The sequence below is a fragment of the Marinobacterium rhizophilum DSM 18822 genome (genome assembly GCF_000378045.1).
Taxonomy (GTDB): Bacteria; Pseudomonadota; Gammaproteobacteria; order Pseudomonadales; family Balneatricaceae; genus Marinobacterium_A; species Marinobacterium_A rhizophilum.
Genome location: NZ_KB899099.1, coordinates 23376 through 44897, shown reverse-complemented (window position 1 = coordinate 44897; position 21522 = coordinate 23376). Strand labels below are relative to the sequence as shown.

Below are 21522 nucleotides of genomic sequence, written 5' to 3'. Positions count from 1 at the left end.
TGAACGGGCGTGTTTACGATCTGTTCGGTCAGAAATAGAGACGCAGCAGTGTATCGGCGACGCACACGGTGCGGCTCGATCCTTCTACTTCTACCTGAATGCGGTTCACCATTTCGATACTGCGTTTCGATGCGGTCATGGATATCAGGGTGGTGCGGGCGCGGATTCGACTGCCGGTTCTGACCGGGTGCGGAAAGCGCACCTGGTCAAGCCCACAGTTCACCACCATGCGGGCTTCGGGGTAGGGGGGCTTTTCCGGATTGACGGTATCGGTCAGCTCCGGCAGCAGCGACAGGACCAGAAAGCCATGGGCGATGGTTCCGCCGAATGGCGATTCGCTACGCGCGCGCTCAGGATCGGTATGAATCCACTGGCGGTCACCGGTAACATCGGCGAAATGGTCGATACGGGATTGATCAATCGTCATCCAGTCTCCCACGAAGACTTCCCTGCCAATACGCGACTGCCAGTCTTGATAGAAAGCAATAACCTTGGCGTTCTTGACGCCCTGCAGTTCGCGGTCGCTGGCGGTATCGAAGAACAGGTGCATTCTGGAAACCCAGGAGTTGTTCAGCGTGTTATTCAGCGAATGGCTGATGAAATAGGAGAGCTGGCGCAGATGAGCGTCGGACGTGTTCTTCAGATCAAGGCTGCTGATCCGGGTTCTGATCGACCTTTCTTTTTCTCTGATGTACTCGAAGACGTCCATCATCAGATCCTGTATTGGTGGTGACTGAAGGGTGACACGGCCCTGGCTGCTTCAACTCATTGGTATCATCGCGGCCGAGTTGCTGTATTAATTCCGGTTCCCCGGTTGCATCCAGTCGGATTACCCGGGGTATCGACCGCATACCCGCAAGACGGTACAGATTTGGTGTCATCGGCGCCAGTGCTATTAACCCGCGGATTGATATGAGGCATGGACGCTTCATCATTGGGTCTTGCTTTAAAAAATGGCCCAATGCGAACGCCAGCAAAACCAGCACGTTCACGCACTCGCGCCCACTCTCTTGAGTTAAAGGGCTGTGGCGTGACGGACAAATAGGGAGGGAACCTATTTGTCCACCAGGTTGATGCGCAGAGCCAATAGCGCATTTACCGTCCCGACCATCTTTAATGGGATCCGTCGAAACCCTGTCAGCCCGCTGTCCTTCTGGCTGGGCGTCGTCTCGAAGCGCCATTCATGGCGGGGTGACCTCGTCGAGCACGCAGACAAACGCCTCGATCAGAATGTCATCGTCGTCGGTGCCCCGCAATGATTTCAGCCGCAACAGGCCTCAGTCGCCGTTATCGAATAAGTGCGCTGGTGGCTGGGTAGGCGCGTTCGTGTCAGCCGGTTGCCAGCACCAGGCTGCAGCGCGCCGGTAATCTGCATGTCGCGTCGGACGGTCGGGCAGAAACCTGGTGGTGTGCGGAGGCTTTTGCGGTGCTCAAAGCAGCGGCTTTCGCCGTTTGCGCTTGAGTTGACGCCATCTGCAGAACTTTCTTGCTGGACGGCACTAATGACGTTTTCAGGATTCCAATGTCGCCATTGCGTCGTTTGGGCAATGCTGGTGTCGCTATCAGAACACCGGCGTTGGTGCTTGTTTGTAAGATGGTATCACCATTGTGCCAGCTTAGTTCTGCGGGAGGTTCACTTTTATCCCTTTCTGGGGTTAATGGATTTCGCAGAGATTTCGTCGCGAAATATAACAATAACGACAAAACGATATCGATCCCGATACGGGTGAGGAGTGTTGAATGAACGCGGGTTTAAAAACCGAAAGTGCAAGCGCCGAGAATGAATATGAAACGGATTATGAGGTAGGCCAGGATAACGTTCAGGTCATGGGGATGGATGTCCATAACCCCGTATTTGGCGTTAGTGCAGGCTTGATTCTACTGTTTATCATCGGCACTTTGCTGTTCCCCGCTGAAGCCAAAGTCGCACTGACAGGCGCGCGCGGCTGGTCAATCGAGAATTTTGATTGGCTGTTCATGATCGGCGGTAATATTTTTGTGCTTTTCTGCCTGGCGCTGATTGTGCTGCCAGTGGGCAAGATTCGACTGGGTGGGGCTGCTGCCAAGCCCGAGTTTTCGACCATGTCCTGGTTCTCAATGCTGTTTGCCGCCGGTATGGGTATCGGCCTGATGTTCTGGAGTGTAGCGGAGCCTGTGGCTTACTACACCGACTGGTACGGCACGCCGCTGAATGTGGCTGCACGCACATCCGAGGGCGCGGAACTGGCCCTGGGCGCGACCATGTTTCACTGGGGGCTGCATCCCTGGGCAATTTACGGCGTTGTTGCTCTGGCGCTGGCGTTCTTCTGCTACAACAAGGGTCTGCCTATGACCATCCGCTCCGCCTTCTACCCGCTGCTGGGTGAGAAGTGCTGGGGTCCGATCGGTAACGTAATCGATATCCTGGCTGTGCTGGCGACCATTTTTGGTCTGGCAACGTCGCTGGGTCTGGGTGCACAGCAGGCGTCTGGCGGTCTGAACTACCTGTTTGGTATCGAAAACAGTCTGACCACCCAGATCGTGGTGATCGTCTGTGTGACCGCCGTGGCGCTGCTGTCCGTTGCCCGGGGTCTGGATGGCGGTGTGAAACTGCTGAGTAACATCAACATGGTGATTGCGGCCAGCCTGGTTGCGCTGGTGATTGTGGTCGGCCCGACGCTGCAAATCTTTGGATCGATTGGCGGTATCGTCACAAGCTACGTAGAAAACATTGTACCGCTGAGCAACTGGATCGGCCGTGAAGACGGCACCTGGTTCCACGGCTGGACGGTTTTCTACTGGGCCTGGTGGGTATCCTGGTCGCCGTTCGTGGGCATGTTTATCGCCCGTGTGTCCCGCGGTCGCACCGTACGCGAGTTCCTGACTGCCGTGCTGCTGGTTCCGACGCTTGTGACTGCCGTCTGGATGGGCGCCTTTGGTGGCACCGCTGTTGAGCAGGCCCAGGCAGGTGTGGGCGCGCTGGCCAACGGTATCGGTGATGTGTCCCTGGCGATGTTCCAGATGTTCGAGCACTTGCCGCTGAGCATGCTGATGTCTTCCGTGGCCGTGTTGCTGGTGCTGGTGTTCTTCATCACCTCGGCGGACTCCGGCTCCCTGGTGATCGACAGCATCACTTCGGGTGGCAAGACGGATGCTCCCATGATTCAGCGACTGTTCTGGGCGTCCCTGGTGGGCATCATTGCTGCGGTACTGCTGGTGGGTGGCGGTTCCGAAGCCCTGACTGCACTGCAGGCGGCGGCAATCACCACAGGCCTGCCGTTCACGCTGGTCTTGATGTTGATGTGCCTGAGCCTTTATAAAGGTTTGAGAGCAGAAAGCATTTAATCCAAACGCCGGTGCGGGACGACGGCTTCCCGGCCAGCATATGCAAAACAATCAAACAGGCCTCGCTGCCTGTTTGATTGTTGGATAAAAGAGGGTGCAGATATGATGTACACCGATCTGATCGATCAGGATGATTTTCGCGAACGTCTGGTACGCCTAGGCATTCCGGTTGCCCAGGGGGCTGATGCCGAATATTGCTGTCGCGAGCTGCTGAACTGGCTGGCTCTGCCTCAGGGTGCGGCCAGTCTGCCCCAGGCCAAGGCCCTGGTGAAGGAATTGCGTCTGCAGCGTGAAATACTGCTGCCCGACGTGGCCCGTGCAATTGATCAGTATCTGGTACCGGTGCTGGGGCGCTAGTCGCCCAACAGCTCGATCTGTATTCCTGCCAGGGATCTGGCTGACACATCGCACTGAAAGCTCACTTTGTTATGCAACCCGGACAGGCTCGCGCCTGTGCGGGTTTTTTGCTTTTCAAAGCCGAGGGTGGCTTTGCGCAATGCTGTTCCTGCCGGCGGGCAAACAGGTACACTCTGCACCCTATGAGCCATATAGCCCGTTATCACAGGGGACCTGAGGTGCCGCTTCCTATCCTGTATTCCTTTCGTCGCTGCCCCTATGCCATACGTGCCCGGCTGGCGCTCGCCTGTGCGGGTATCCGTTGTGAGCTCAGAGAGGTGGTGTTGCGAGACAAACCCGCTGAAATGCTGGCCGTTTCGGCCAAGGGTACGGTGCCCGTGCTGCACGTTGGGCATGATGGCACGCAGCCTGTGGCGCAAAGGGTGATTGCAGAAAGTCTCGATATCATGCTGTGGGCTTTGCAGCAGCATGATCCCGAACACTGGCTGGGGTGTGAAGAGCGCGCAATGGCGCTGATCGGGCGCAATGATGGCGAGTTCAAGTGGGCGCTGGACCGGTATAAATATGCCGACCGTTATCCGGAGAAGACGGCCGTTGAATACCGCGAAATGGCCGAGCCGTTTTTGCGTACGCTGGACGCCAGCTTGCAGCACAGCGCAGGTCTGGTCGCGAACAGACCGACGCTGGCGGATGCGGCAATTTTCCCCTTTGTACGCCAATTCTCTATGGTCGATCCGGTCTGGTTTGCTGCCAGCGGGTACAAGGCGCTGCAGCGATGGTTGAGCGACTGGCTGGCATCGGACTTGTTTGCCGCCGTTATGACGAAATATCCGCCCTGGCGGCCTGGCGATGCCATAACGCTGTTTCCTGCGGATTCGCGATAAAGGCCAGAGTGCCGTCTGCAGACGCTGACAGGGTGCACGGGCGAGCCTGGGGATCTAGTATCGAGGCATGAAACCTCGAAAATGGACTGACAGGCAAGGTGGCCGGCGAACACGCTGGGATGCGGAACGGCTGCGCAGCCTGGCAACTCTGCTCGGCGCCGGGCTCGCCCCGGTGCAGGCGCTTGACGTGCTGCAACAGCAGTTTCCCGGCAGCGCCATCGCGCTGGGGCGGATGAGTCAGCGGTTGCGCGGCGGGGAGTCACTGGCGCGAACCCTGTCCCAGGCGCAGGTACTCAGTCCATCGACAGCTGATATTTTGCAGGTGGCTGAAAACGCTGGACAACTCGACGAGGCGCTACGCCAGGTCGCCGCCAGCGCAGAGCGGCGACGCAAGCGTATCCGCGCCTTCAGGGTGAAGCTCTGGCTGCCCTGGGGTGTGCTGATCATGGCCCTGTTTGCGGGCAGTCTGCTGCGGATGCAGATGCACGATGCGAGCCTATCAGGCGTGTCGCTGGATCTCGGGCTCTGGCTCGGGTTGGTGGCAGTGGTCACGGGGTTACTGCTACGCCTACTGGAAACGGACACAGTACAGTGGCTGAGCTGGGGCTGGTGCTTGGGGGCGCGTGGGAGGTCTTGTCTGGCCGCGTTCGGGGCTGTTCGTGACGCTACTCATGGGGCTGCTCATGGGGCCGCTCATGGTAAAAAGCAGCGATCCCGCCTGTATAACCTGGCGTACGAGTATTATTTTTTGGCCCTGCTGCTATGGCCCCTGAAAGCCGGTGCTGATTGTGGCTCGGCTCTGGCGAGCACCGCCAGGCTGCTACAGTGCAGCGATTATCAGCGCGCGGTACGGCGGGCCCAGCACTGCGTTTACCGGGGCGAGACGCTGGCCGATGCGCTGCAGCAGACGGGCCTGCTGTTATCCACAGAAATGACTCAGTTGATCCGCAGTGCGGAACAGGCGGGCCGGGTGGCACCGGCGATCGAGCATCAATTGGCTCTCCTGCAGCAGCGCCTGGAGCTGGCGGCGCAGACATTATACGAATGGCTGCCGAGATTCTATTATCTGCTGGTATTGGGTGTGGCAGGCAGGTTCTTGGCAGGATGATCCAGACGACTGCTGCCAACGATGAGTCGGTTCCAGGCGCCGTACCATTGGCGGGGCGTTAATATCAGCTGCGGCGGCAGAACTCTTGCTCGAACCATCGGCTAAGCATGGCCTTGTCGTAGCCGTAGAGCTCATTCCGGGCAGTGATGTGGTGGCCAAACATCAGGTAATTCATATCCGCAAGCCGCGCCTGTGCCTGCTTCCTTAAGGCACCGTTGCCATCGAGCCAGTCGTATTCAAGTTGCATGCGTGGCCAGGTAATGTCACGCATCACCCGCACATCGGTGTAGGCGGTGCCTCGCCACCATTCCTGTTGGCCGGCCAGGTCAATATCGAGCACGCGTATATGAAGACGATCCTCGGGGGCAAGGCATCGGGCGCCCAACTGCTGCAGATGGCGGGCGAATATCGGCAGGGGATCGGGTGAGCTGCCATAGTCGCCAAGGTCGGTGTATTTTTGCGGATCGATGAAATCCACCTCGACGCCGGCCGCGACTGCGGTCGGCAGCAACGCCAGTGCCAGAGCCAAGGCCGCTACCAGACCGGATTTGAGCTTTTGCATCGTCGGTCTCCTGCTGGGCTTCATGACATTCGACCCTGGAGCACTACGGTTGTTCTGCAGAGCGGCCGACCTCCTTGGGCGCAAAGAAAAAAGAGGAGAAGCAAAGTTCTCCCCCGGGGATGGCGACTGCCCGATCAGTATTTCCAGCTGAGCTTCAGCATGGCATTGCGTGACGCGCCATAGTACGACTGGTTGTATTTCAGACTGTTGAGATACTTCTCATCGGTGACGTTGTTGAGATTCAGGGTCGCGCTCAGGTTCGGCGTGAAGGCGTAATCGGCCATCAGCCCCAGCACGCCGTAGCTGTCCTGTTCGGCGGTGGCGTTGCGGATAGCATCCTGCCAGCGGTAGCTGGCACCGACACGCATCTGCGGCAGGGCCGGCAGGCGGTAGGTCGAGGACAGTTTCAGCAGGTGGCGCGGCGTTTCGGTCTTGGCGCGGCTGCCGTCGGCGTTTTCGATGTCGACGTAGCTGTAGCCGGCCAACGCCTGCAGGCCCGGCAGTACCTCGCCGGCCAGGTCCAGCTCGAAGCCATTGCTGACCACCCCATCGACACCCCGGTAGTAAGTGTCAACGGTACCCGAAATCGTCCCGGCGGCTTCGGCCACGTTATCTTGCTCGGCGCGGAATACCGCCAGCGCGGCATAGGCGCCGCCATTGAACAGGTCGGCTTTCACGCCGGCCTCGATATTGCTGCCCTGGACAGGATCGAGGCGTTTGCGGTTGCTATCGATCTCACTCTGCGGATCGAAGATTTCGGTATAGCTGGCATAGACCGAAACGCTGTCGGTCAGGTCGTAGACCGCGCCGGCATAGGGCGTCAGCTCATTGTCATAGGAGGTGTCCTGGCTCACGCCATAGGAAACCCCTTCGGAATCCAGATGGGTGACGCGCAGGCCGGTAATCAGCGCCAGGCGGTCGGTCAGGCTGAAGCGGGCGGCGCCGTAAAGGCTGGTCTGCTCGTCTTCCCAGTCGCTGCCGGCTGTGCCTGCGTCAAATGCCGGTTTCGGGTAGTTGCCATCGAAGTCCTCAAGCGGGCCGAGCGCCGTGCCGATGCCCTGGCCGTAGTACGACAGGTCCGAGACCTCGGAGCGGTACCACTGGGTGCCGACGACCAGCTCGTGCTCGCGACCGCCGAGCCTGAATGGGCCTGTGGCATAGACGTCGGCGATCAGCTGTTCGCTTTCGAATTCGTACGCGCTCGGGTAGGCGTAGAGGCCCAGGCCGGTGTCCTTGTCCGGTGAGCCGTACTGGTAGAAGAGCTCGCTGTCGGAATCGCTTTCGAGGTGTGTCAGGCGGGCGATAGCGCTCCAGTTGCCACCGAGCTGCTGCTGCAGCTCGACGAAGGTGTCGCGGGTGACATTGTCCCAGTAGGCCCAGTCGGCCGCGGTGCTGGTGGAAACGTCGTAGTTGGTCGGGCTGCCGTCGGCGTAGGTCAGCGGCAGTGCGCCCCAGAGCGGGCTGTCGGCATAGTCGCGCTGTTCGGTGTGGCCCAGGGTCAGCAGGGTGTTGTCGCCGAGATCCGCTTCGATAACGCCGTAGAAGACGTTGCGTTCCTTCTCGTAGCGGTCGAGGTAGGAGTTTTCATTGCTGCCGGATACCACCAGGCGGCCGCGTACAGTGCCTGCTTCGTTCAGCGGCCCTGCGACGTCGCCCTGCAGGCGGTAGCGGTCCCAGGAACCCGCCGACAGGTCGGCCGAGGCCTGGAATTCCTCGGTCGGGCGTTTGCGGATCAGGTTGACGGTAGCCGAGGGGTTGCCGGTGCCGGACAGCAGGCCGTTGGCGCCGCGCAGCACTTCGATACGGTCATAGATGGCGGTGTCGATGTCGCCATAGAGGTTGTCGTAGATCGCCGGGATCCCCAGTCCGTCCACCTGGAAGTTGGTGATGTTGAAGCCCCGTGCGGTGTAGTAGGTGCGGTCCGTTTCGACCCGCTCCACGGACACGCCGGGCGTCAGCTCGAGGGCGTCGTTGAGGGTGTTGAGCGAGTAGTCGTCAAGCAGGGCGCGGGTGACGGTGGTCACGGCCTGCGGCGTTTCGCGCGGCGTCAGGGCGAGGCGGGTGGCGCTGGTAGCGATCGGGGCGCTGTACGACTCCGAGTGCTCGGTCTCGGCTTTGATACCCTCGCCGGACACCTCCAGAGTCTGCAGCACTACAGCGCCACTCTCGTTGGACGCGAGTGTCGGTGCGGCAGCCGTTGCCGAAAGTGCGGCCAGGATGCCGAGTGAAAGCGGGTTGCGTCGTAAAGCCATGGAAATCGTTCTCCTTCGATCTTCGCCATGCCGGGCGTGGTGCGCGCGCTGAGTCGCCTGCCTGAAATGATGTTTAGACACCAACTAAAATACGAAGCGTAATATAAATGAAAATCAATATCATTTAAAGAAGAAGGACGGGCGTTGATAAAAAGTGACGGCTGGCCGGTATAGCGGCGCATCGGTACCGCTCTAAAAGCGCCCGCTGTCGTTTGGGCGTCGCGCAGCCGCCATCTGGACCTTTGTGCAGGTCAAAGGGCTGCAAATGGCATCGGTGTGGGCTTAAACGGCTGCGCAGTATCCGGGTTGGATGGGCGCAGCGATATTTTGGCTGCGGATATAACGTACTCAACGTGGGGCGGGCATCGCGGAGCCCAGTCAATCAATAGTCGTGTAGATCGATGCGCTGCAAGCGGCACCTGTGTCGGGTTGCGCGGATTGGCCGCTGACCCCGCCTACGAGGTGCCGAGGAAACCGCCGCACTGGTGATGCCAGAGCTGGGCATAGCGCCCGCCGCGAGCCAGCAGTTCGGCATGGCTGCCCTGCTCGACGATGCGGCCCCGGTCGAGCACGACCAGCCGGTCGAGCGCCGCGATCGTCGACAGCCGGTGGGCGATCGCGATCACCGTCTTGCCCTGCATCAGCTCGTCGAGGTTTTCCTGGATCGCGGCTTCGACTTCTGAATCCAGTGCCGAGGTTGCTTCGTCGAGCACCAGTATCGGGGCGTTTTTGAGCAGCACCCGGGCAATGGCGATGCGCTGGCGTTGGCCGCCGGAGAGCTTCAGGCCCCGTTCGCCGACGCGAACGTCGAAGCCGGTGCGGCCTTCGGGATCGCACAACGTTTCGATAAAATCGTGTATGTGCGCCTTGCGGGCCGCCTCGATCATCGCCGCCTCGTCGGCGTCTGGATTGCCGTAGAGCAGATTCTCCCGCACCGAGCGGTGCAGCAGCGAGGTATCCTGGCTGACCATGCCGATGTGGGCACGCAGACTCTCCTGGGTGACATTGGCGATGTCCTGGCCATCGATGAGGATGTGACCTTGGCGCAGGTCGTAGAACCGCAGCAGCAGGTTCACCAGTGTCGACTTGCCGGCGCCGGAGCTGCCGACGATACCGATTTTTTCGCCGGGACGAATGTCCAGTGTCAGACCGTCGATCACGGCCTGGCCGGCGTGGTAGCCGAAGCCAATATCATCAAAATGAATGCCGCCGCCACCGATCCTCAGTGTGCAGGCATTGGAGGTATTCCGTACTGACTGGGGTTGGGACAGGGTCTCGAGACCGTCCTGCAGGGTGCCGATATTGCGGAACAGGGCGGCAATTTCCCACATGATGAACTGCGACAGGCTCTTCAGGCGCAGGGTCAGCGAGATGGCGATGGTAATGGCGCCGGCGCTGACCGCATCCTGCATCCAGAGGTGAATCGACAAAGCCGCAGTGGCGAAAATCAGCAGCGCGTTGAGCAGCCAGAGCGAGATATTGAGTCCGGTGATCAGGCGCATCAGCGGATAGACCGCATCGAGTAAGCCCTGCATGCTGGCGCGGGCGTAGGCGGATTCGCGCTCGGAGTGCGAGAACAGCTTGACCGTGTTGAAGTTGGTATAGCTGTCGACGATACGGCCGGTCATCTGGGACTGGGCATCGGCCTGGGTCGCGGCACGTGCCTTGAGGCGAGGAATGTTGACTGCCAGCAGCAGGGTGTAGCAGGCCACCCAGCCCAGCAATGGCAGCGACAGACGCCAGTCGGCGGCGACGATGAGCGCCGTCATGCCCGACAGATAGACCGCGACGTAGAGCAGCACATCGAGCAGCTTCATTACCGTTTCACGCAGCGACTCCGAAGTCTGCATCACCTTGGTGGCGATGCGGCCGGCGAACTCGTTCTGGTAGAAGTCGAAACTCTGGCCCAGCAGGTAGCGATGGGCCTGCCAGCGCACCGCCATGCTGTAATTGGCGAACAGCGACTGGTGGAACAGCATTGAATGGACGAGCACCGACAGTGGCAGGGCCACCAGGACCAGCAGCCCCATACCCCAGAGCGTGGCGCTTTCATCACTCAGCAGCGTTGCCGGATCGTGGCTGCCGAGCCAGTCGACCAGCTGGCCAAGGAAGTTGAACAGGGCAACCTCGATACCGGCGATGATCACCGTGAACAGCGCCAGTACCATCAGGGCCTTTTCATAGCCCTGGCTGTAGTGACGGCAGAAGGCCAGCAGGGTGCCCGGCGGCTGTTGTGCCGGGCCTTCGGGAAACGGCGGGGTCAGGCATTCGAAATAGCGAAACATAAAGGTCCTTGAAAAAGGTCAGGCGAGACGGCGACGCGCCAGCAGCCAGACGAAATAGCTGCCGCCGATGATTGAGGCGATCAGGCCGGCGGGTATCTGCATCGGATAGATGATCACTCGACCCAGCCAGTCGGACAGCAGCATCAGCAACAGTCCCAGAACAGCGGCCAGCAGCAACTGTGGCAGTGCCTTGCGGGCGCCGAGCAGGGTTGCCATGTGCGGCGCCAGCAGGCCGACGAAGGCGACCGGTCCCATTACTGAGGTGACCAGGGCGCAGATCAGCGATACCAGCGTTAGCAGCAGAATGCGGCTGCGGGCCAGGTTGAGACCGCGGCCCGCGGCGATGCCCTCGCTGATGGATATCAGCGTAAGCGCCCGCTGGCAGGCCAGGCTGAGCGCGCCGGTGATCAGAACGCCAACGCTCAACAGCAGGGCCTCGGATTCGGAGACCCGGTAGGTGGAACCCGACAGCCAGCCGATCAGGGCGACGGCATCTTCGCTGCTGGTGGCCAGGGTAAAGCGCAGAACGGCATCAAGCAGTGCCGCCAGGGATATGCCCATCAACGCCATAATGCCAGGCGCGTATCGGTGACGGCGCCCGAGCAGCAGCAGGAGCAGCAGAATCGTCAGGCTGCCGGCAAAGGCGATCAGCGGGCCGGCGGCGCGTATCGAGCCTCCGAAAACCATGGCGGCGATCACCAGTGCCAGCGTTGCACCGGCCGAGAGGCCGAGAATGTCGGGACTGGCAAGCGGATTGCGGATCAGCCGCTGCAGCATGACGCCGGCAATCGCGAGTCCCAGGCCCGCCGCCGCGGCCGCGAGGATACGGGGCCAGCGCAGCGACCAGACCAGGGCGTCAGGCCACTGCAAGTGCCAGCCCGCGGCTGCCGGGCCCAGGGCCACTGACGCCAGCACCGCTATCAGCAGGGCCAGGGCAATCAGCAACCAGATACGGCGCGGCAGCTCGAGCCGGCCTGCCGGCATGCGGCTGACTTCCTGGTCACCGGCGGCGAGACGATGGCGTGACAGCCAGATCAGTGCCGGCGCGCCAATCAGGGCTGCCGCGGCACCGGTGGGCACCAGGTTCGCGGACCACTGGCTGAAGGCCAGTGCGATGGCGTCGGTGGCGAGTAGCAGCAGTGCGCCGAGCAGCAGGCTGTAACAGAGCTCGTCGCGGGCGCTGCGGCAACCCAGCATGCGCGCCAGGTTCGGCGTCAGCAGGCCGATGAAGCCGATCAGGCCAGCCGCGGTGATTGAGACCGCGGTGAGCCAGAGCACCAGTACCAGCAGGATCACCATCACCGGCAACAGGCTCAGGCCTCGGCCGCGGGCGCCGCCGTCGCCCAGGCGCAGCAGCGTCAACGGGCGCGGGGCGATCAGCAGCAACAGCAGTATCGGCAGCAGACGGGGTGCCAGCCACTGCACCCAGTGCCAGTCCGTCTGGGCCAGGTTACCGGAGCCCCAGATAAAGACGTCGCGGGCGTACTGGTCGTGCAGCAGTACCAGGCCAAAGGCCAGCGCGCCGAACAGCAGGTTGACCGCCATGCCCGCCAGTACCACTGGTAGCCCCCTCAGGCCGTGGCGGCCAGCGATCGTCATGACCAGCAATACCGCCAGCGCGGCACCGAGAATCGCCGCCCATTCACCGTGTTCGGCGGCGAACGCCGGCCAGGCGATAGTCGCAACCAGCAGGCCGAACCAGGCACCGGAGGTGGCGCCCAGGGTCATCGGCGAGACCAGAGCGTTCTGCAGCAGTTGTTGCAGCAGGCTGCCGATAAGACCCATTGACGCACCGATCAGCAGCGCCAGCACCAGGCGTGGCAGGCTGGCGAAATGGTACTGGAAGTCGGCGAAACTCGCGGGCGGCTGGCCCAGCAGCAGCGCCCCCTGGCTGCCCAGCGACAGGTCGGTTTCAAGCTGCAGGTGCAACAGTGCCATCAGCGCCAGCAGCGCGGCGGTAATGCAGTAGCGTCGGATCATGGTTCCAGCTGCAGCAGGGCGTGGCAGAATGCTTCGGCGAGGTACTGTACCGACAGGGCACCGCCGTAGGTCCAGACCGGCTCGACGGCGGCGATGTGCTGGTTCCTGACGAAGGGCATGATCTGCCAGAGCGGCATCGAGAACAAGGCGTCGGCTTTGGTGAATGGCTCGATGTAGAGCAGGATTCCGTCGTCGATAACGGCCAGGTCCGTGATTGCCTTCTGGGTCTGGCCCCAGGTACTGCGGGGTAGCGGCAACGCTGACGCCAGCCCCAGTGCCTGCAAGGCAACCTGGGCCATGGAATTGTCACCGTACACGCGAACATGGGCGGTATCGATAAAACGTACCGCGGTCACGTTTGGCAGAGAGTCGCCGTAGTGTGAATGCAGCTGCCGTTTCAGTTCCTCGAGCCGCGCTGCCCGGTGGACTAGGCGCTGTTCGGCTGCCGTCTCGCGCCCCAGTGCGCGCGCCAGCTGGCGAAAGGCCTTCAGCACGGCCTGGTGGTTATCATGGTCGATGCGGTAATTATCGAAATAGAGCACCGGCGCAATGCGCGATAGCCGCTCGACCATATCGCGCTGCATGGTGCCGACCACGATCAGGTCCGGCGTAAGTTCCGCGATGCGCTCGATATTGGGTTCGGCACGGGTGCCGACGTCGACGCTGTCACCCTTAATAACCGGACGTACCACCCAGTCACGATAGCCCTGGATTTCAGCGATGCCGACCGGGGTGACGCCTAGTTCGATCACTTCCTCGGTGGCCCCCCAGTTCAGTGTTACGACCCGCTGGGCGGGTTGTGCGAAGTGGTGCACGCCGAGACTGTCCTCGACCTCGGCGGCAAAGCCCGGCCGGGCGAACAGCATAACGATGAACAGCAGTGTCGAATGGAGCAGGCGGGGCATGGATGAGTCCTGGGCTGGTGGATCAGGCGACGACGGCGACCTGTTCGGGTTGGCTGGGATGCGGGCACAGGCGAATATCGATGTCGTAGAGTGCCGAGAGGCGTTCTTCGCTTAGCAGCGCGTCCGGCGTGCCGTCAAAGGCGAGGCGGCCCTGCTTCAGTGCCAGGACGCGGTCGGCATGGCGTACGGCCAGGTTGATGTCGTGCAGGATGACCACCACGCCGCGGCCAGTCTCGCGATTGAGGCGGCGCAACAGGGCCATGAGCTCATACTGATGGGACAGGTCCAGCGCCGAAGTGGGTTCGTCGAGCAGTAACAGCGGCGACTGCTGCGCCAGCAGCATTGCCACCCAGGCGCGCTGGCGTTCGCCGCCGGACAGCAGGTCGGTCATATGATCGGCGTAGTGGGCGACGTCGGTCTGCTGCATCGCTGCGTCGACGATGGCGTGATCGTCTGCCTGCCAGCGACCGAGCAGGCCTCGCCAGGGAAAGCGCCCCAGACGCACCAGCTCGCGGACGTTCAGCCCCGCCACTTCCGGCAGGCGCTGGGGCAAAAACGCGATGCGGCGTGCGAAGGCGCGTTGCGACCAGGCCGTCAGCGCTTTGCCGTCGAGGCACAGCGCGCCTTCGTCGGGCTGGAGCTGGCGTGCCAGCAGGTTCATCAGTGTCGATTTGCCCGAGCCATTATGGCCCAGGATCACGCTGAACTCGTCGGCGGCCAGGCTTAGCCGATCGAGGCTCAGGATCGTGCGTCCCTGGCGGTGCACGCGGATGTTATTGAGCTCAAGCATCCTGGCTCCATTGTTGTTGCAATCGTTCGATACGGACCTCGCGTCGCTGTCGCGGGCAGCTCGCGCAGAGGCTGCCGTCCTTGCGGCGGTAATGCTGACAGCAGCCCTTGCGATCCAGTGCCAGGCGGCAGCCCCCCGGCAGTTCGATGACCATCAGGTCGCTGGCTCGTTCCAGCGACAGCGCCGATAGCCACTGGCGCCCAAGCGATTCGATGTGCGCGTTATCGATCTTCGCTCGTGACTGCAGCAAGTACAGCAGCGTCGCCAGCACCCGGTCGGCGAGCAGGCGTCGGGCCAGAACCGGATTGACCCGGGTGTGCCGGGTGTGCCGGGACAGCTGAGTCAGTAGCAGCTCACAGAGCGAGCGCAGTTCCAGGGCGGTGCGCTGAATCAGCGTATCCGTCGGGCCGGGCTCAAGTGGCTGTGGCGGCAGGCTGTAGCCGGCGACCATGCCGTCGGCGGCTTGTTGTGCCAGGCGACGCAGCACGATGCTGCGCTCGAGCACGTGTACGCTGACCAGGCTGATGATCACCGGCTGCCAGATCAACAGTGCCCAGCAGTGGATCGACCAGTAATGCGGGCCGGCTTCCGGGTGGTGTCGCCGGTGGTGTTCCAGCAGGGATTCGATAACACCGTGGTCATCGCCGTCGGTCACGATCTCGCCGGGTTGCGGTAACCCGACACGCCCTTGCAGCGCGGGCACCAGCTCGGAGGCTCGCGCCATAAGGTCTGTCAGTTCTGCGCAGGTTTGCATGGCATTGCCGCTACGGGGCTGAGGACGCGTCAGCCGGAACTGGAATCACCGGGGCGCCTGAATCTGAAACCGGTGATCGCTGGCGAAGCAGAATATCTCATGATAAAGGTAATGACAATGATTCGTATTTATATTAATGCGCGTAAGGCGGAGGGTAGGTGCAGCGATGTATCGCGACGAGGTTGAGCGTTTTCTGCGATGTATGGGCATCGCGGAACCCGCAATATCGAGCGTATTGCAGATCGAATGGTTCCAGTTGGCATAATGCGACACCCGAAACCGCCGGTGTCGGGTTTAAGGCGACCGCCTTAAACCCAATGATTTGACGAGTCGCAACGAGCCTCGTGGGCAGCAAAGAAACAAAAAAGCCCGCAGATGCGGGCTTTCGTGGCGGATCGAGCATTTAGCTCTTGGTTTCGAGGTTCTTCTGCATGGTATCGCTGTACCAGTCCAGGAAGTTGATCACGCCGAACTCGAAGGTCTCGGAGTAGGGGCCCGGCTGGTAGGCCAGGGAGTTGATGCCGCGCTGGTTCTCTTCACCCAGCTGGCGGTCCTGCTCGTTGGTGGCATCCCAGACCTGGCGCAGCTTGGCGGTGTCGTAATCCACGCCTTCAACCGCATCCTTGTGCACGAACCACTTGGTGGTGACCAGGGATTCCTGGGCCGAGATCGGCAGCACGCGGAAGACGATGAAGTGATCGCTCTGCATGTGGTTCCAGGAGTTCGGCAGGTGCAGGATACGCATCGAGCCCAGGTGACGGTTCTTGATGCGCCCCATCAGTTTTTCGCAACCGGTGCTGCCGTCGATGGTCATGACCTCGGTGCCTTCCTTCAGCGGCATCCGCACGATACGGTTGCGCACGCCGAAGTTCTTGTGATGATGGGGAATGCCTTCGGCGTCCCATTCTGCTGCCTGGCGATTGTACTGGGCCAGGAACTCCTCGCTTGCACGCGGGTCGTTGGTATCGTCCCACTCCAGCAGGGTGTTCAGCAGTTCCGGGTGGTTGCCGGCACAGTGGTAGCACTCGCGGTTGTTCTCGAGAACCAGCTTCCAGTTGGCCTGTTCGTGCATGTTGGATTCCACCGCCAGCTTGGTGTTCTCCACGTCGTACGGTTCCATGTATTCGTCGAGGGTGGCCAGGAACTCGTCGAAGTCGCCTTCCGGCTCTTCCTTGCCGAGGCAAACGAAGATGAAGCCGCCGCCAGTCTTGCAGAACGCCTTTTTCAGGCCGTGCTGGGACTTGTCGAAGCCAGTGCCCATGTCGGTGCCAGCGAACAGCAGGTTGCCTTTCAGGTCGTAAGTCCACTGGTGATACGGGCAGACCAGGTTGGCGACCTTGCCGCGGTGCTGTGAACACAGACGCGAACCGCGGTGACGGCAGGTGTTGTGAAAGGCATTAACGGAGCCGTCGGCATCACGCACAACAAGCACCGGGTTCTGACCGATCTCGACGGTGATGTAGTCGCCCTTTTTCGGAAGCTCACTGGTCATGCCGACGAACAGCCATTCCTTTTGGAAGATTTCTTCCATATCGACCCGGAACATGTGCGGGTCGTTGTAAAGCGGGCGCGGCAGGGAGTAGTTGGGCTCGCGGCTTTTCAGCAGACTGTCCATTTCTTTGCGCGCGGTATCGACGTCGGCATAGGTGGTGTTGAGAAGGTCGTTCTGGTTCATTTGGTGCTAATCCTCAATTCACCGGTGCAGCCCCCAATGGGCGTGCCTGTGAGAATCTTGTTTAGGTCAGTTCAGTCGCCGCCCTAGGTTTCCCCGCCGTCAGCGCTGTGCCGTATAAATGGGCCATTAGTTCGGGCATCCATGGGAAGCATAGTGCGCCTTGGCCGGCTTTGGTATTTATCTGTTTGCGACACATAATCGCTGTCTTTTCGACGTCCTGTTGTTCTGCCGGGCCCGCGGTGGTTGGTTCAGATAAATTTTTGTCGTAAACAGCTAAATGGCGAGGCTGCGTCGGGATGACAATGGCGCCATAATATGAACACGGGCAAGTGACTGGCGAAGGGCGCATGGGGTAATTGAAACCTGTGTGTCCTGCTGGTCATTGGTCCGGCGTCTTTTTAAACGACACCGGGATGTGTCGTTATTGGCCGCAGGCCAATGTAAGCCCCACGAAACAGGCACGAATGCATACGTTTGTGGTGGTGACGGACAGCCAGGTACGGATTACCGGTTGTTGACAGGTGAATAACAAACGCCAACCCGAGTCTGCGGACAACACGAGATAAGTCACATGAATAATACTTCTGTCAGCCTGCTGAATACCAATGCGCTGAATCCGATTACTACCCAGTCCTGGAGCAACGGGCGCCACGTTGTGCGCTGCGTCAAGGTGATCCAGGAAACCTGGGACGTCAAGACGTTCTGCTTCATGGCGGAGCAGCCGGTGATGTTCTTCTTCAAACCCGGTCAGTTCGTGACGCTTGAACTGGAGATCAAGGGGGAACAGGTCTTCCGTTCCTATACCATCTCCAGCTCGCCGTCGGTACCTTACAGCTTCTCGATCACCGTCAAGCGCGCGCCGGGTGGCCTGGTATCCAACTGGCTGCACGACAACATGATCGAAGGTTACGAACTGGCGGTGCACGGGCCCGTCGGTCAGTTCAACTGTATCGACTTCCCGGCTGAAAAGGTGCTGATGCTCTCCGGCGGTGTGGGGATCACCCCGCTGATGTCGATGATGCGCTGGTACTTTGACACCAACTCCGCCGTGGACGTGGAATTCATTCATAGTGCTCGCTCGCCGAAAGACATCATTTACCATCGCGAGCTGGAGCATATCTTCTCGCGGATTCCCGAGTTCAAGATGCATATCGTCTGCGAGCAGAGCGACAAGCTGGGCGAGGCCTGGGCTGGCTTCCGCGGCTATCTGACCAAACAGATGCTCGAACTGATGGCGCCGGATTTCATGGAGCGGGAAGTTTACTGCTGCGGCCCCACCCCTTACATGAACGCCGTCAAGCATCTGCTTGAGCAAAACGGCTTCGACATGAAGCATTACCACGAGGAATCCTTCGGTGCGACCCCGGTCGACGTGCAGGAAGATGTGGAGGAGTTCGCCGAGCTGGCGCAGGAAGAGGCCGATGCCATCCAAGCGTCGGACTTGCTGCGTGTCGATTTCGCCAGCACTGGCAAAAGTGTCCAGATCATTCCGGGCGAAACCGTGCACGCGGCCGCTTCCAAACTCGGCTTGCACATTCCCAAGGCGTGCGGCATGGGCATCTGCGGTACCTGCAAGGTGATGAAGATTTCCGGTGAGGTTGAAATGTCGCACAACGGCGGCATTACCGACGAGGACGTCGCCGAAGGCTACATCCTGTCCTGCTGCAGCGTGCCCCAGGGCGACGTGGTGGTGGAATACTGATCGGGTTTGTAGCGCGATGCTTTTGAGCAACAGGGGCCCCAGGGCCCCTGTTGTCGTTTATAGCGGATATGGCGGTTGATTCATTTCCGGCGCCGACTCTGCTATTCTTCTCGCCACTTAGGGGAGTAGTCTCCTGGCGCCAGCCAGGATGGTCGTCAACAACCTCCGGGTCCTCATGACCCGTGGCGATCATGTCCAAATTCGGGCTGATGAGACCTGAGATAGATCAAAAGCACCGGGGCCGGCTCTTTTGATATGTCTCTGTGTCCAGCGCCGGCCCCCGACAGTCAAACCATGAATCATTATTTTCAGTTATGTACGCCCGCCGTGCTCACGATCTGTGTGCCCGTTTCCGCCGTTGTCAGTTCCCGTGGCATGGAGGCAGGACTATGATCTTGCCAATTATTGCGGTCATCCTGGGACTGGTGCTGCTGGTCTGGAGTGCCGATCGTTTTGTCGATGGTGCCGCCGCGACGGCGGGCCACGCCGGTATGCCGCCGCTGCTGATCGGCATGGTGGTGATCGGCTTCGGTACTTCGGCACCGGAAATGGTGGTCTCCGCGCTGGCGGCCCTGGACGGCAATCCCGGTCTTGCACTGGGTAACGCCTACGGCTCCAATATCACCAACATAGCGCTGATACTGGGTGTTGTGGCGGTGTTCAGCCCGATTGCCGTGCATTCGCAGATTCTGCGCAAGGAACTGCCGATACTGACCGTGGTCACCTTGCTGGCCGGTCTGCTATTGATCAACGGTCAGCTTGACAGGCTCGATGCGCTGATCCTGCTGGGGGCCTTCTTCGCGGTCATGGGCTGGTCGATCTTTCAGGCCATGCGCCAGCGTGGCGATACGCTGGCGGTGGATATGGATGAGGTCATGATTGCTAACGTCATGCCTCTGAAAAGCGCCATTACCTGGCTGCTCATTGGTCTGGCGCTGCTGGTTGCCAGCTCGAAGGTGCTGGTATGGGGGGCGGTCTCCATCGCCCAGTCCCTGGGCGTGAGCGATCTGATCATCGGCCTGACCATCGTGGCCATCGGTACCTCGCTGCCGGAACTGGCATCATCCATTGCCGCCATGCGCAAGGGCGAACATGACCTGGCGCTCGGTAACGTGATCGGCTCCAACCTGTTCAATACCCTGGCAGTAGTGGGTATTGCCGCCGCGATTCATCCGCTGGAGGTGGAATCCGTGGTGTTGTACCGCGACTGGGGGCTGACCATGGGGCTGACGCTGGTACTGTTCCTGATGGGCTACAGCTTTGGCAAGAAGCAGGGGCGCATCAATCGCTTTGAAGGCGCCGTCCTGCTTGCCGCCTACATCACCTACATGGGCTATCTGGGCAGTACGGTGATTGCTGCAAGCGCAGCCTGAACCGCAGGCTGTCTGCGGTTCAGTTTGTTCAGTCGCCCGCCGGATAATGGCGGGCGACGATCGGCAGCAGCTCCTTATGCACACCCGGCGGTGCGGCGATCAGCAGCCGGTCTTCACCTATGCGATAAGGTGCGCCGCGGCCATTGGTGACGCACATGCCGGCTTCATCAAGCAGGAGCAGCGCGGCGGCAACATCGTAAGGCTGCAGATCGGTTTCCCAAAATCCCTGCAGGTAGCCGCAGGCCAGGTAGCTCAGGTCCAGTGCCGCCGAGCCCAGCCGGCGGATGCCGCGACAGCGGTACAGCACGTCTTCCGCACAACCGAAAAACGCGGTGGCCCTGTCTGGCGAGCGGTATGGAAAGCCGGTGCCGAGCAACGCATCTTTCAGCCGAAGGTCGTCGGGTATGGGTGATGCCCGGCAGCCGTTATGAAATAATCCCTGCCCCCGTACTGCACTGAACACCTCGTCGGACGCCGGCCGGTAGACCACGCCGAGCAGCGGCATCCCCTCGTCCAGCAGTGCGATCGAGATCGAGAACTGGTCCAGACCGGAGAGGTAATTGGTGGTGCCGTCGATCGGGTCGATAACCCAACAGCGGCGCTGATCGCCTTCGCGGCCGCTCTCTTCGCCAAATATACCGGCGCCCTGGTCGAGGGCTTTCAGGCCTTTGATCAGCTGTCGTTCGCTTTCAATATCGACCCGCGAGACCAGCTCGCGGGCACTTTTCTGTTCGCCGCCTCCGGGCGGCACGCAGCGGAACTGGCCGAGTTGATAGCGTCCGGTGTCCCGCGCCAATGCAATGACGGCGTCCAGCAGGATGTCGGGCGCCTGCGTCATGCGTTCGACTTCCACTTGATGCTGCAGCCCATGCTGGGTTTCTGGTCCGGGTCTATCGGGTCGCCGGTCAACAGGGCATCACAGGCGCGACGCAGGTCGCTGCCGGTAACTTCAATATCGTTGCCGGGCCTGGAGTCGTCGAACTGGCCCCGGTACACGCACTTTTTCTGTCCATCGAATAGAAACAGGTCCGGCGTACAAACGGCATTGTAGGCCCGGGCGACGTCCTGGGTTTCGTCGTACAGGTAGGGGAACGGGTAGCCCTTGGCCGAGGCGCGGTCCTGCATCTGTTCTGGCCCGTCACTGGGTGAGACATTGACATCGTTGGCCGAAATGGCCACCACGGCAATGCCGCGGGCCTGGTAGTCCCAGGCCAGTTCAATCAATTCATCTTCTATATGCCGTACGTAGGGGCAGTGGTTGCAGATAAAGGCGACCAGGGTGCCCTGCGCTCCGGCGCTTTCCTGCAAGGTCATCAGCGCGCCGCTACGTACATCCTGCAGGCAGAAATCCGGCGCCGGGGTACCCAGCGGCATCATGGTGGAGGCGGTCAGGGTCATTGCGGTCTCCGGCACGTCAATTTGTACAAATATGTAGTATTTGCACAGAAATGATAATAGTAGCAGTGATACCGGGCAGTGGAGGCTGTTGGCTGGTGTTGGCGGATATCAGGCTCTACCATGCGGTCCTGGTGGCGGGGCACGGAGCCCGCGAGGTGAATTTCAGTTCTGTA

17 protein-coding genes are annotated in these 21522 nt (G+C 60.8%); 6 read left to right on the top strand and 11 right to left on the bottom strand.

The genetic code is table 11. From position 1 onward, the window contains the following. Nucleotides 1-28: 28 nt before the first annotated feature. Complete coding sequence (locus tag F451_RS0113030; protein WP_083928426.1) at nt 29-712, bottom strand: MaoC family dehydratase; 684 nt, start codon at nt 710-712, stop codon at nt 29-31. 1028 nt (nt 713-1740) lie between these two features. Between F451_RS0113030 and F451_RS0113025 the strand changes: the two genes are divergently transcribed. The 4 genes from F451_RS0113025 to F451_RS0113005 all read left to right on the top strand — a co-directional run bounded on the left by F451_RS0113025 (nt 1741) and on the right by F451_RS0113005 (nt 5673). Next, nucleotides 1741-3324 (top strand): BCCT family transporter, encoded by a 1584-nt coding sequence (locus tag F451_RS0113025; RefSeq protein WP_020681814.1) that lies wholly within the window; start codon nt 1741-1743, stop codon nt 3322-3324. Nucleotides 3325-3426: 102 nt separating this feature from the next. Further along, nucleotides 3427-3681 (top strand): hypothetical protein, encoded by a 255-nt coding sequence (locus F451_RS0113020; RefSeq protein WP_020681813.1) that lies wholly within the window; start codon nt 3427-3429, stop codon nt 3679-3681. 218 nt (nt 3682-3899) lie between these two features. Continuing rightward, on the top strand, nt 3900-4565 hold the full coding sequence (locus F451_RS0113010) for a glutathione S-transferase (protein WP_020681811.1): 666 nt from the start codon (nt 3900-3902) through the stop codon (nt 4563-4565). A gap of 67 nt (nt 4566-4632) precedes the next feature. Next, on the top strand, nt 4633-5673 hold the full coding sequence (locus F451_RS0113005; protein ID WP_020681810.1) for a type II secretion system F family protein: 1041 nt from the start codon (nt 4633-4635) through the stop codon (nt 5671-5673). A gap of 64 nt (nt 5674-5737) precedes the next feature. On the opposite strand, the gene F451_RS0113000 is transcribed toward F451_RS0113005, so the two are convergent. The 8 genes from F451_RS0113000 to F451_RS0112965 form a co-directional block, all read right to left on the bottom strand. Then, the gene (locus F451_RS0113000) at nt 5738-6235 is read right to left on the bottom strand and encodes a DUF3016 domain-containing protein (RefSeq protein WP_020681809.1); all 498 of its coding nucleotides are present in this window, start codon (nt 6233-6235) and stop codon (nt 5738-5740) included. 134 nt (nt 6236-6369) lie between these two features. Further along, nucleotides 6370-8487, bottom strand: a complete 2118-nt coding sequence (locus F451_RS0112995; RefSeq protein WP_020681808.1) for a TonB-dependent siderophore receptor — start codon at nt 8485-8487, stop codon at nt 6370-6372. A gap of 455 nt (nt 8488-8942) precedes the next feature. Further along, nucleotides 8943-10772 carry an ABC transporter ATP-binding protein gene (locus tag F451_RS0112990; protein WP_020681807.1) on the bottom strand — a complete coding sequence of 610 codons (1830 nt, stop codon included), beginning with the start codon at nt 10770-10772 and terminating at the stop codon, nt 8943-8945. A gap of 18 nt (nt 10773-10790) precedes the next feature. Next, on the bottom strand, nt 10791-12752 hold the full coding sequence (gene fhuB, locus F451_RS0112985) for a Fe(3+)-hydroxamate ABC transporter permease FhuB (protein WP_020681806.1): 1962 nt from the start codon (nt 12750-12752) through the stop codon (nt 10791-10793). After that, nucleotides 12749-13657 (bottom strand): ABC transporter substrate-binding protein, encoded by a 909-nt coding sequence (locus tag F451_RS0112980; protein ID WP_020681805.1) that lies wholly within the window; start codon nt 13655-13657, stop codon nt 12749-12751. The genes fhuB and F451_RS0112980 overlap by 4 nt, the downstream gene beginning before the upstream one ends. A gap of 22 nt (nt 13658-13679) precedes the next feature. Beyond that, complete coding sequence (locus F451_RS0112975) at nt 13680-14447, bottom strand: ABC transporter ATP-binding protein (RefSeq protein WP_020681804.1); 768 nt, start codon at nt 14445-14447, stop codon at nt 13680-13682. Beyond that, the gene (locus F451_RS0112970; protein ID WP_020681803.1) at nt 14440-15201 is read right to left on the bottom strand and encodes a siderophore ferric iron reductase; all 762 of its coding nucleotides are present in this window, start codon (nt 15199-15201) and stop codon (nt 14440-14442) included. The genes F451_RS0112975 and F451_RS0112970 overlap by 8 nt, the downstream gene beginning before the upstream one ends. A gap of 403 nt (nt 15202-15604) precedes the next feature. Continuing rightward, nucleotides 15605-16876: an aromatic ring-hydroxylating oxygenase subunit alpha gene (locus tag F451_RS0112965; protein WP_020681802.1), complete on the bottom strand. Its 1272-nt coding sequence runs from the start codon at nt 16874-16876 to the stop codon at nt 15605-15607. Nucleotides 16877-17471: 595 nt separating this feature from the next. Here F451_RS0112965 and F451_RS0112960 point away from each other — a divergent pair. Continuing rightward, nucleotides 17472-18578, top strand: a complete 1107-nt coding sequence (locus F451_RS0112960) for an FAD-binding oxidoreductase (RefSeq protein WP_026291740.1) — start codon at nt 17472-17474, stop codon at nt 18576-18578. A 389-nt stretch (nt 18579-18967) separates the two neighbouring features. Then, a complete protein-coding gene (locus F451_RS0112955) occupies nt 18968-19951 on the top strand; it encodes a calcium/sodium antiporter (protein ID WP_020681800.1) in 984 nt (327 codons plus the stop codon). A gap of 28 nt (nt 19952-19979) precedes the next feature. On the opposite strand, the gene F451_RS0112950 is transcribed toward F451_RS0112955, so the two are convergent. After that, nucleotides 19980-20789: an inositol monophosphatase family protein gene (locus tag F451_RS0112950; protein WP_020681799.1), complete on the bottom strand. Its 810-nt coding sequence runs from the start codon at nt 20787-20789 to the stop codon at nt 19980-19982. After that, a complete protein-coding gene (locus tag F451_RS0112945; protein ID WP_020681798.1) occupies nt 20786-21349 on the bottom strand; it encodes a thioredoxin family protein in 564 nt (187 codons plus the stop codon). Before F451_RS0112945 ends, F451_RS0112950 begins: the two co-directional genes overlap by 4 nt. Between the last annotated feature and the right edge of the window lie 173 nt (nt 21350-21522).